An 11,107-nucleotide genomic window follows, 5' to 3' on the forward strand; every position below is an offset into this window, starting at 1 on the left:
TACAGCTTGGAGCGCATCCCGAGAAGCGTGAAACGGTTTTCGGATAAGATGTGCGAAAAACAGTTAGAGCGCCAAGCTGATTCAATCAGATTGGCGCTTTAGTAAAACTCATTGATTGGATGGTTGATGCGCTGGCCCCGATTTACGCGCCTCATAATTGCGCTCGTCATTCTCTGCGCCGCGGCTGCAGCAACCTTGCTGGCCGTGGTGCCTTTCATCGTCTCGACCGATGCCATCCGCATTCGCGTTGCGCAGGAAATCAGCGCCTGGACCGGCTATAGCGTCGAACTCAGGCAAGCTCCTCGCTTGAAAGTGTTTCCTGTTCTGCGCGCGTCCCTGAATGGTGTGACGCTCAGCAAACTTACGGATCAGGGACAGAAGCCGCTCATGAGCGCAGACCGTATCGACGTGGAACTCTCGCCGCTCGATGCCATCATGGGACATATCTCCTTTTCCGAAACGCAGATCGTCCGCCCGCATGTCAATCTCGACGGCCCGGTTTCGAATTTCTCGCAACTCCTTGATGCCATCGCCAATTCCAACGGACGGCTCGGCACTGCAATCCGTGCGCAACGCGCCCTGCAAAAAAGCGGCTCCGGCGACAATGCGCAGGCTGCACAGCAGGCTTCGCAACCCTTCGGTCGCGTCGTGGTCCGCGATGGAACGATTGCATTCAACCGTCCGGGCAGCGAACCGGAAATCACCAATGACGAGCAGATAACCAATGTCAGTGCAACGCTGGAATGGCCACGCACATCGAGCGCTGCGACACTGAAGGGTAGCGCCAAATGGCGTGACGAAACCTCCCAGTTCAGCCTGACTGCGGCACAAGCCCTGCCGCTTCTGGCTGGTGGCACATCGGATGTGACCGCGAGCCTGACTGCCAATCCGCTAAGCCTTACCTTTCAGGGCAAGGCGAATATTTCCAAGGATCGCTTTTTCGAAGGCGATCTGACCGCCAAGACCCCGTCTCTCAGTGGCGCAGTGCGCTGGCTCAGCCTTCCTCCGATTGCAGGCAGCGCCGAAATTGGCGCGTTCTCACTGGATTCCACTATCACAGCGACACCGAAGCGGCTGAAATTTGCCGATGTGGAAATGACCGCCAGCGACAGCCCGGCCAAAGGTGTGATCGAGATCGGCCTGGAGCAGGAACAGCCTGCGGTGACTGGCACGCTGGCTTTCGATAAACTCGACCTTCGCCGCCTGTTTTCGGCCTTCATTCCGCTGCCTGACAGCGGTGCACGTTCGCCGAACGAGCGCAACAATCCTGACCGCGATGCGGTCGACACGAGTTTCATCGACCGCGCGGAAGTCGATCTTCGCCTTTCCGCACAAAACGCCACAGCAGGCCCGGTCAATATGACGGGGGTGGCAGCCGCAGTTCAGATACGCGGCGGCCGTGCCATCTTTGATATCGGCGATGCCAAAGCCTTCAACGGCATCATGCAGGCCAATGTGCAGATCGTGCGCGACTTGAAGAGCGCCAGCGGCGAGCTGCGCTTCAACGCCTCGGATATCGACAGTTCGCAGTTCTTCACCGCACTTGGCTTCGACAAGCCTTTCGTGAGCGGCAAAGGCAATGTCTCGCTTTTCATGAAAGGTCCGGCCAATCGCTGGTCCGGCCTTCTGACCAATGCGCAGGGCAATGTTTCCATTCAGCTCAACAACGGCCAGATGCAGGGTTTTGCCGTACAGGATTTTCTCACCAAGGCCCAAAGCCAGCGCTTTTTCGCTCTTGAGCGGAAGGAAAATGTTGCCCTCGCCTTCAACCGCCTGGATGTGAAAGCCAATCTGTCCGACGGTGTCGCGACGCTGGAAAATGCCCGGCTCGACACGTCCGACGGTACGCTGACACTGGCAGGAATTGTACCTTTCGTGGATCGCAGCCTGGCGCTGAGCGGCGAAGTTGTTTTCCCCAACAGCCAACCGCAACAGCAGGAAAGCACTGCCGATGGCGAGAACAATCAGCCGCCTGCGGAAACCCCGCCAGCCAAGCCGCCGCTAAATTTCTTCGTCGGCGGCTCGTGGGATCGGCCATTTATTTCACCGTCTTCGATGGGAGCGGGGCAGTAGTCTCCCGTTTACCTCTTTCGACTATACGGGCCAGCCAAAGGCCCAAATTGACCGAATATAGATCTTTCCCGAAAATCGCTACCTTTCACAGGAGCGGGAAAACGGGATCATGCCGACTCATACCCAGCCCGAGCGTTATCCCGAACTCGATGCACTGCGCGGCCTCGCGGCGAGTGTCGTATTGCTGCGGCATTTCGTGAATATTTGGCCCTATGAGGCCATGGGGCCTTACTTTTTCATTCTGCTGCGATCTCCGCTGCGCTTCTTTTTTGCCGCACATGAAGCAGTCCTGCTGTTCTTCTTGCTGAGCGGCTTCGTTCTGACGTTGCCATTCATGCGTCGCCAGCCATCCTATCCAGCCTATCTCATACGGCGCACCTGCCGGATATACTTGCCTTATCTCGTCGCGCTCTCGCTTGCTCTTACCGGTGCCCTGCTTCTGAACGGATCTATCCAGCCGCTCAGCAACTGGTTCAATCTCACATGGACTACGCCGGTGACGCCGCAAATGATTGCGCAACATGTGCTGTTCATCGGCTCTTATCCCAATGGTGAAGTGAATACAGCTTTCTGGTCTCTCGTTTATGAGATGCGGATATCGATCATATTTCCGCTACTCTTCGCCCTCACCGTGACATTGCGGCCGTCTGCTGCAATTGTAGTCGCCTTTGGGCTTTCCATTCTCGCGAACGGTTTCCGCTCTGATCCCTATACTGGCGGCTGGTGGATAACCGTACATTTTGCCAGCTTCTTCCTGCTGGGCAGTCTCATGGCGCAGAACCTGCCAGCCATACAGAGTTTCTACAAGCGGCTATCCAGCCGGATGCTTGTCGCGATCAATATCATGGCTCTCTTGCTGGTCACTTACGGCGCCGGGCCGCCCATGTTGAAGAATTGGCTTGGAGACCTGACAGACTGGGCCACGATGGCTGGACTGGTCTGGATCATCGTGCTTGCGACTTCAAGCGGCACCTTGCGCCGCTTCCTGCTGCTGCCCCTGCCCCAATTTCTCGGGCGTATTTCCTACAGTCTCTATCTGATCCATGCGACAGTGCTTTTTGCGCTCGTGCACGTGTTTTACGGGCATGTCGCCCTGATCGCGCTGCTACCCGCCTATATTGTCTTGAGTATCGGTCTTGCTACGTTGATGCATCGCTATATCGAATTGCCAACCATGGCGCAGGGCAAGCTTCTCGCGGCACGGTTTGCCTACTGACCGGATAAGGCCAGCAGGCAAATGCTCCCGTCTTACCCCATGCGGAACGCCGCCTGTTCGTCGCGGCGGCGCTGCACTTCGCGGCGCTTGTTGACGACCGAAGCAATAATGACGCCGATGGTCACCAGCGCAATGAGGATCGTACAAACCGCGTTGATTTCCGGCGTCACGCCAAGGCGCACCTGACTGTAGATCTTCATCGGCAGCGTGGTTGCACCTGGACCGGAGGTAAAGCTTGCGATCACCAGATCATCGAGCGACAGGGTGAATGCGAGCATCCAGCCCGATACCACCGCAGGCAGGATCACCGGCAACGTCACCTTCATGAAGGTTGTGACCGGCGGCGCACCCAGATCCATTGCCGCTTCCTCCAGCGAGCGGTCAAAGCTCACCAGACGCGACTGCACCACGACTGCCACGAAACACATCGAAAAGGTGATGTGCGCGAGCGTTACTGTCCAGAAGCCGCGATCGAAATTCATCGCCACGAACAACAACAGCAGCGACAGGCCGGTAATGACATCGGGCATGACCAGCGGCGCATAGACCATGCCAGAAAACAGGATACGTCCGCGAAAGCGCGTATAACGTGTCAGCGCAAGTGCTGCCAGCGTGCCCAGAACAGTTGCAATCGTTGCAGACAGAAGCCCGACGCGGATCGTCACCCATGCGGCATCCATCAGCGCCTGATTGCGAAACAGCTCGACATACCATTTGGTCGAGAACCCTGCCCAGACCGTGACCAGCCGGGATTCGTTGAACGAGTATATGACGAGCAGGACGATGGGCAGATAAAGGAACGCAAAGCCCAGAGCCACCGATGCAATGTTGAAGCGGGACCAGTTGTTCTGCATCCTATTTCCCCTTTTCCTGCTGACGCGCCTGCACCTGCTGGAAGATCACGATCGGAACAATCAGCAGGATCAGGAGCACCACAGCCACCGCCGACGACACCGGCCAGTCGCGATTGGAGAAGAATTCGCTCCAGATCGTCTTGCCGATCATCAGTGTCTGCGAACCGCCGAGAAGGTCGGGAATAACGAACTCACCCACAGCCGGAATGAACACGAGGAAGCAGCCCGCAAGCACACCCGCCAGTGACAATGGGAAGGTGATCTTCCAGAACGCGGCGAACGGTGTACAGCCGAGATCCTGTGCCGCTTCGATGAGTGAATAATCCATCTTTTCCAGCGAGGAATAGATCGGCAGCACCATGAATGGCAAATAGGAGTAGACGATACCGATAAAGATAGCCGTATCGGTGTTGAGAATATTAAGCGGCGTATCGATGATGTTGAGCCACATCAGAAACTGATTGAGCAGGCCTTCCGGCTTGAGGATGCCGATCCACGCATAGACGCGGATCAGAAACGACGTCCAGAACGGCAATATCACCAGCATCAGCAATGTCGGGCGGATCGTCGTGGGTGCACGCGCCATGCCATAGGCCATAGGATAGGCCACCAGCAAGGTCAGGAATGTGGAGATAGCCGCAATGCGGACACTCGACAGATAGGCCTTGTAATAGAGGGGATCGTCCAGCAGCCACAAATAGTTGTCGAAGGAGAGCTGCTTTATCCTCTCCCAGGTCGCAGCAAACCCCTGCGCCAGATCGAAGGTCGGTGTATAGGCCGGGATCGCCATCGCGACTTCCGACAGGGAAATCTTGAAGACGATGAAAAACGGGACAAGAAAGAATACCAGCAGCCAGAGATAAGGCACTGCGATGACGAGACGGCTGGCAATGGAAGCGACGAGCTTCTGCATGATGGCCTCCTCAGGCGGTCAGCACCAGACCGGCATCAGTATCGAAGGAAACCCAGACGCGCTCGTCATAGGTCAGCGGATTTTCAGTCTTGCGCACGGCATTGAGGCTTGCAGCCTTGATCGTGCGCCCATTTTCGAGCCGCACGTGAAACACCGTCATATCGCCGAAATAGGCAATATCCCAAAGCTCGCCTTCCACCGCATTGACCGATGCATCGTCCGGCTTTTCGCGCGTGATCCGCGTCTTTTCAGGACGCACCGCATACCAGACCTTCTGGCCCGGATTGAGTTCTTCGCGGGTCTCGGTCTGAATGTGGAAACCGAATTTTTCGGTAGCGATCTCGGCCTCGCCATTGGCGGCTTTCACCACCTCGCCTTCGATGATGTTCACATTGCCGATAAAGTCGGCCACGAATTTAGAGCGCGGCGCCTCATAGACTTCCGCCGGCGTCGCCACCTGTTTGATACGGCCCTTGTCCATCACCGCTATGCGGTCGGACATGGTCATGGCTTCTTCCTGATCGTGGGTGACGACCATGAAGGTCATGCCAAGCTTGACCTGCAAGTCCATCAGTTCGAACTGGGTTTCCTCGCGCAGCTTCTTGTCGAGCGCGCCCAGCGGCTCATCCAACAGCAGCACCTTCGGGCGCTTGGCGACGGAGCGGGCGAGCGCCACGCGCTGACGCTGGCCGCCGGAAAGCTGGTGCGGCTTGCGCTTGCCATATTGCTCCAGCTTCACGAGCTTGAGCATTTCGGCAACGCGCGCATCGATTTCAGATTTCGCCATGCCGTCCTGCTTGAGGCCGAAGGCGATATTGTTCTCTACCGTCATATGCGGAAACAGCGCATAGGACTGGAACATCATGTTGACCGGGCGCTTATAGGGCGGGATGCCGCGCATATCCTGACCATCGAGCGTGATACGGCCCGATGTCGGCTCCTCGAAACCGGCCAGCATGCGCATCAGCGTGGTCTTGCCACAGCCGGAAGCACCCAGCAGCGCGAAAAACTCGCGGTTGAAAACATTGAGCGAGAGGTCATCGACGGCAGTAAAATCGCCGAATATTTTCGTCACATTCTCAAAAGAAATGAAGGGCTTGGCCGCCGGATCGTTCCAGGGCGCAAATTTGCGGCGAAAGCTGCCAAAAGATTCCATTCCGTTCCCCTATAAACTAGAGCCGTTCCAGTTAAACGGAACCATGGAACCGCTCTATTTCTTTGCCTTACGCATTATCCGACGCAAAACCGCTCCGCACTTTTGCTGGAAATGCTTTAACCGGAACCTGATCCCGCGGGCAAAACCCACTTGTTACAAGACACAGAGCGGCCCTCCGTCTGCACAGTGGGCCGCTCTTCACGATGTCGGGCGGGACATATCGGTCCCATAGTATTTTGGCTCTTACTGGCCGGTGACGATCTTGGTCCAGGCGCGGGTGACCACGCGCTGGGTCTTGGTGTCATAAGGCGTCGGCACGAACAGCTTCTTCATGACGTCTTCGGTCGGATAGATTTCCGGATCGTCAAGAATTTCCTTGTCGATGAACTCCTGCGAAGCCTTGTTGCCATTGGCATAGAACACGTAGTTCGAAGCCTTGGCAGCCACTTCCGGGCGCATCATGTAGTTCATGAATTCAAGCGCTTCCGGCACATGCTTGGCGTCTGCCGGGATCGCCATCTGGTCGAACCAGATCAGCGCGCCTTCCTTCGGGATCGAATAGCCGATCTCGACACCCTGCTTTGCCTTTTCGGCGCGATCACGTGCCTGGAAGATATCGCCTGAATAGCCGATCGCCATGCAGATATCGCCATTGGCCAGCGCATTGATGTATTCCGACGAATGGAACTTGCGGATATTCGGGCGGATCTTGAGATAAAGATCCTGCGCCTTCTGCAGATCGTCCGGCGACGGCGAATTCGGGTCCAGACCCAGATAGTTCAGGGCCGGACGCAGCATTTCACTGGCTGAATCGAGCAGATAGATGCCGCAACCTTTAAGCTTCGCCGACTGTTCCGGGTCGAACAGCACAGCCCACGAGTCGATTGTGTCGGTGCCGAGCGCTTCCTTGATCTTGGCCTTGTTGTAGCCGATGCCGGTCGTGCCCCACATATAGTTGACGGAATATTCGTTGCCCGGATCGTAGGTTGCCGCGCGGTTCGAAATTTCGTCCCACATGTTCTTGAGGTTCGGCAGCTTGTCCTTGTCGAGTTTCAGGAACACGCCTGCCGGAATCTGACGGCCAAGGAACTCCCCCGATGGCACGACCAGATCGTAGCCGCTACCGCCGGCCAGAAGCTTGGTTTCCAGAATTTCGTTGGAGTCGTAAACGTCGTAGACGACCTTGATCCCGGTTTCCTTGGTGAAATCCTTGAGAATGGAGTCGTCGATATAATCCGACCAGTTATAGATATTGACCACCCGCTCCTGCGCACTCGCGGAAAATGTGGCAGCCGCTACAAAGCCTGTCACGACGGTCGTTGCCAGAAGGAAGGATTTGATCCCCATCATTTGCTCCAATCTGCACATTAAATTCCGGTGCAGGTTCAAGGTGGATATACTGTTTCTTTATTGCACTTTTTTAGATTGCACAGCATTCGTCAACAGGGTCGTGACAGGACGAACATAAAAATTGCATCTCAAAGGCTCCCCAAGGGGCGATGAGATTTTGGTTATGCCCGACGAATGTCAGCTCATTATTGGAAGTCGAAGGCAGAAAGTCCCGCCACCATTTCGTCCAGACCGAGCGGGCGTGTCAGCGGCGGCTCGGCGCGGGTGATACAGCCCTGTCTTTCGCACAGACGACAGGCCGGGCCGATCTCGGTATTGCCAGCCTTTGAAAGTGAAGCGCCATAGACCGTGTCGGCACCCGCTTCCAGCACACAACCAAGCAGCAACGCCGTCCTGCGTGGACGCTCGCTGAATGCGCCCTGCGGCCCCTCCAGGGTGCGGGCAATCGTCAGGAAAGCCGAGCCATCCGGCAGTTCCGCCGGTTCCACCAGCACTTGGCCCGCCTGGGCGAAAGCCGCATAGACCGGCAGCTTGGGGCATTGACCGCCGAAGCGGGTCGGAAAACCTTCGGCACCTGCAACGCGCAGGCGGTTGCCCGCATGGTCGATTTCCATGACGAAGAAGGGCAGCGCACTTGCCCCCTGCCGCTGCAACGTGGTCAGCCGGTTTGCCGCCTGCTGGAAAGAGACCCCAAACCGCGTGCGGAGCACATCGACATCATAACGAGCCCGCACAGCTGCATCGCGAAACTGGCGATAAGGCATCATCAAGGCCTGCGCCGCATAACGCGCCAGTTCGAACCGCGCGATGCGCTTTGCCTCGCCTGACGACAGTTTCAGGCCCTCTGTCTCTGCGCCGATCACCACCTGCATACGGATCAGCGCCGCCTCCATGGCGATTTCCTGCAACTGATCGAAGGGGGACAGACGCTCTGAAATAAACAGTCGCTGCGAATGCCGGTCATAACGCCTGCGCCAGTTCGGCATGGCCGCAACGGGCAGCGTGCGAACCGTGATGCCATGCTCGCGGCGAAGCCAATCCTTCAACGCGCTCGACAAATCGCCATCCGGTTTCAGCAGGGTGTAGAAACTCTCGGCCTCTTCCTCGATGCGCGGATAATGGTTGGCCCGCCGCGCCATCACATCGCGCACTTCATCCAGCGGCAGGCGCGTCGCCGAAAGCTCCGCCCCGCTTCCCTCATGCGACAGCAATTGCGACAGATCGGAGAGGCGCTGCTGCTGCTCGCGATAGGCACGGTAAAGCTTCATGATGCCGACGGCAGCATTGGGCGCAGCCTCGCCGATTTCGACCAGTTCCTGATCGCCGGGCAGTTCGCCGGTCAGAAGCGGATCGGAGAACACTTCCTTCAGACCCGTGATCGTGGAGCCGCTTTCAGCCTGAAGACTGTCAAGGTCGAGCTTGTAAACGCTGGCAAGCTTCAGCAGAAGCTGCACCGTCAGCGGTCGTTGATTGCGCTCTATCAGGTTCAGGTAAGACGGCGAAATGCCAAGCGCTTCGGCCATGGCCGTCTGGGTCAGGCCCCGTTCGTTGCGGATGCGCCTGATGCGTGGCCCGGCAAATATCTTGCGTTCGCTCACCTGGTTCTCCCGACCCATAACGGCAATTTTACAATTCATGACAAAATAGACGCAAAAATCGATTTTGACAAGATTTACAGATTTACATCGTCACCCAGTCAAAACTCCGACAGCATTACCTCAATTATATGCCCATTTCTCCGGTTTCTCTGGCACTTCAATAATCTCAGTTGTAAATCTGGTCACAGAAAGAGCGGCCACCAATTGCTCTACAAATACCGACTACAACACGAGGAGACACCGAAATGACAGATTTTTACAGCCTTATTCCTTCGGCACCAAAGGGTCGCTTCGACGGCATCCAGCGTGCGCATACGGCCGAAGATGTAAAAAGGCTGCGCGGTTCGGTGGAGATCAAGTACTCGCTCGCTGAAATGGGCGCTAACCGCCTCTGGAAGCTGATCCACGAGGAAGATTTCGTCAATGCGCTCGGCGCGCTTTCCGGCAATCAGGCCATGCAGATGGTTCGTGCCGGCCTGAAGGCGATCTACCTCTCCGGCTGGCAGGTTGCAGCGGACGCCAACACAGCATCGGCCATGTACCCGGACCAGTCGCTTTATCCGGCCAATGCCGCCCCGGAACTTGCCAAGCGCATCAACAAGACGTTGCAGCGTGCCGACCAGATCGAAACGGCAGAAGGCAAGGGCCTATCGGTCGATACGTGGTTTGCGCCAATTGTTGCCGACGCAGAAGCGGGCTTTGGCGGTCCGCTGAACGCTTTCGAGATCATGAAAGCCTTCATCGAGGCAGGTGCTGCTGGTGTGCACTATGAAGATCAGCTCGCTTCGGAAAAGAAGTGCGGCCATCTCGGCGGCAAGGTTCTGATCCCGACGGCAGCGCATATTCGCAACCTCAATGCGGCACGCCTGGCAGCAGACGTCATGGGAACGGCCACGCTGGTCATCGCCCGCACGGATGCGGAAGCCGCCAAGCTTCTGACCTCGGACATCGACGAGCGCGACCAGCCCTTTGTCGATTACGATGCGGGCCGCACGGCTGAAGGCTTCTATCAGGTGAAGAACGGCATCGAGCCATGTATCGCCCGTGCGATTGCCTATGCGCCCTATTGCGATCTGATCTGGATGGAAACATCCAAGCCCGATCTCGAACAGGCCCGCCGCTTTGCGGAAGCCGTGCACAAGGCGCATCCGGGCAAAAAGCTCGCCTATAACTGCTCGCCGTCGTTCAACTGGAAGAAGAACCTCGACGACGCCACGATTGCCAAGTTCCAGCGTGAGCTGGGCGCGATGGGCTACAAGTTCCAGTTCATCACGCTGGCCGGTTTCCACCAGCTCAACTTCGGCATGTTCGAACTGGCACGCGGTTACAAGGACCGGCAGATGGCAGCCTATTCCGAACTGCAACAGGCGGAATTTGCAGCCGAAGCCAACGGCTACACCGCGACCAAGCATCAGCGTGAAGTCGGCACCGGTTATTTCGATGCCGTGTCACTCGCAATCACCGGCGGCCAGTCTTCGACCACGGCCATGAAGGAATCGACTGAAACAGCACAGTTCAGACCGGCTGCTGAATAACAGCCCGGCGACAAACAGGAGGAATAGTTCCATGAATTCGCCAGCACGCGTCAAGGAAAGAGCAGAAGAACAATCTTCAAGCATGACCACGGATCAGCAGACCGTTATCCGTATGCTCGCCAACGATCTGCACCGCCTCAACTACACCGTCATGAAGGCGGTCGAGGCAGGCGTCTCGGTGGAACTGGTCCGCTCGGCCCGGCATCATGGCGGCGACGGCAACTGGGGCGATCTCTTGATCCCGGTTATCGTCACCCACGACAAATGATGATGCTCCTGACTATCGCCGTCGCCGCCATGTTCTTTCATTTCGTGTGCCTTCGGCAGCACGGGAACGGCGACGGCAACTGGGGCGATCTCTTGATCCCGGTTATCGTCACCCACGACAAATGATGATGCTCCTGACTATCGC

10 protein-coding genes are annotated in these 11,107 nt (G+C 57.0%); 5 read left to right on the forward strand and 5 right to left on the reverse strand.

Annotated features, from left to right (window positions below; translation table 11 throughout):
• Positions 1–126 precede the first annotated feature (126 nt).
• The gene (locus HWX93_RS19230; RefSeq protein ID WP_176038368.1) at positions 127–2,073 is read left to right on the forward strand and encodes an AsmA family protein; all 1,947 of its coding nucleotides are present in this window, start codon (positions 127–129) and stop codon (positions 2,071–2,073) included.
• Positions 2,074–2,182: 109 nt separating this feature from the next.
• Positions 2,183–3,289: an acyltransferase family protein gene (locus HWX93_RS19235; RefSeq protein WP_176038369.1), complete on the forward strand. Its 1,107-nt coding sequence runs from the start codon at positions 2,183–2,185 to the stop codon at positions 3,287–3,289.
• A 32-nt stretch (positions 3,290–3,321) separates the two neighbouring features.
• Here the strand turns inward: HWX93_RS19235 and HWX93_RS19240 are convergent, their stop codons facing one another.
• The 5 genes from HWX93_RS19240 to HWX93_RS19260 form a co-directional block, all read right to left on the reverse strand.
• Complete coding sequence (locus HWX93_RS19240) at positions 3,322–4,143, reverse strand: ABC transporter permease (protein WP_010659111.1); 822 nt, start codon at positions 4,141–4,143, stop codon at positions 3,322–3,324.
• Between the two features lies 1 nt (position 4,144).
• A complete protein-coding gene (locus tag HWX93_RS19245; protein WP_176038370.1) occupies positions 4,145–5,056 on the reverse strand; it encodes an ABC transporter permease subunit in 912 nt (303 codons plus the stop codon).
• 10 nt (positions 5,057–5,066) lie between these two features.
• Positions 5,067–6,212 (reverse strand): ABC transporter ATP-binding protein, encoded by a 1,146-nt coding sequence (locus HWX93_RS19250; protein WP_010659113.1) that lies wholly within the window; start codon positions 6,210–6,212, stop codon positions 5,067–5,069.
• 243 nt (positions 6,213–6,455) lie between these two features.
• A complete protein-coding gene (locus HWX93_RS19255) occupies positions 6,456–7,559 on the reverse strand; it encodes a polyamine ABC transporter substrate-binding protein (protein ID WP_176038371.1) in 1,104 nt (367 codons plus the stop codon).
• A gap of 188 nt (positions 7,560–7,747) precedes the next feature.
• The gene (locus HWX93_RS19260) at positions 7,748–9,160 is read right to left on the reverse strand and encodes a helix-turn-helix domain-containing protein (protein ID WP_176038372.1); all 1,413 of its coding nucleotides are present in this window, start codon (positions 9,158–9,160) and stop codon (positions 7,748–7,750) included.
• Positions 9,161–9,405: 245 nt separating this feature from the next.
• Here HWX93_RS19260 and aceA point away from each other — a divergent pair, with 245 nt between their 5' ends.
• The 3 genes from aceA to HWX93_RS23185 are packed head-to-tail and all read left to right on the forward strand — an operon-like array spanning position 9,406 to position 11,088.
• On the forward strand, positions 9,406–10,695 hold the full coding sequence (gene aceA / locus HWX93_RS19265; RefSeq protein WP_010659116.1) for an isocitrate lyase: 1,290 nt from the start codon (positions 9,406–9,408) through the stop codon (positions 10,693–10,695).
• A gap of 31 nt (positions 10,696–10,726) precedes the next feature.
• Positions 10,727–10,963: a hypothetical protein gene (locus tag HWX93_RS19270; protein WP_010659117.1), complete on the forward strand. Its 237-nt coding sequence runs from the start codon at positions 10,727–10,729 to the stop codon at positions 10,961–10,963.
• A complete protein-coding gene (locus HWX93_RS23185; protein ID WP_268904588.1) occupies positions 10,963–11,088 on the forward strand; it encodes a hypothetical protein in 126 nt (41 codons plus the stop codon). The genes HWX93_RS19270 and HWX93_RS23185 overlap by 1 nt, the downstream gene beginning before the upstream one ends.
• Positions 11,089–11,107: the final 19 nt, after the last annotated feature.

Origin of the sequence: Brucella tritici (genome assembly GCF_902825325.1) — a bacterium.
Lineage (GTDB): Bacteria > Pseudomonadota > Alphaproteobacteria > Rhizobiales > Rhizobiaceae > Brucella.

Coding starts and splice junctions, on each gene's coding strand:
- HWX93_RS23185 (WP_268904588.1), top strand. CDS start 10,963: ATGATGCTCCTGACTATCGCCGTCGCCGCCATGTTCTTTCATTTCGTG.
- HWX93_RS19240 (WP_010659111.1), bottom strand. CDS start 4,143: ATGCAGAACAACTGGTCCCGCTTCAACATTGCATCGGTGGCTCTGGGC.
- HWX93_RS19270 (WP_010659117.1), top strand. CDS start 10,727: ATGAATTCGCCAGCACGCGTCAAGGAAAGAGCAGAAGAACAATCTTCA.
- HWX93_RS19250 (WP_010659113.1), bottom strand. CDS start 6,212: ATGGAATCTTTTGGCAGCTTTCGCCGCAAATTTGCGCCCTGGAACGAT.
- HWX93_RS19230 (WP_176038368.1), top strand. CDS start 127: ATGCGCTGGCCCCGATTTACGCGCCTCATAATTGCGCTCGTCATTCTC.
- HWX93_RS19245 (WP_176038370.1), bottom strand. CDS start 5,056: ATGCAGAAGCTCGTCGCTTCCATTGCCAGCCGTCTCGTCATCGCAGTG.
- HWX93_RS19235 (WP_176038369.1), top strand. CDS start 2,183: ATGCCGACTCATACCCAGCCCGAGCGTTATCCCGAACTCGATGCACTG.
- aceA (WP_010659116.1), top strand. CDS start 9,406: ATGACAGATTTTTACAGCCTTATTCCTTCGGCACCAAAGGGTCGCTTC.
- HWX93_RS19255 (WP_176038371.1), bottom strand. CDS start 7,559: ATGGGGATCAAATCCTTCCTTCTGGCAACGACCGTCGTGACAGGCTTT.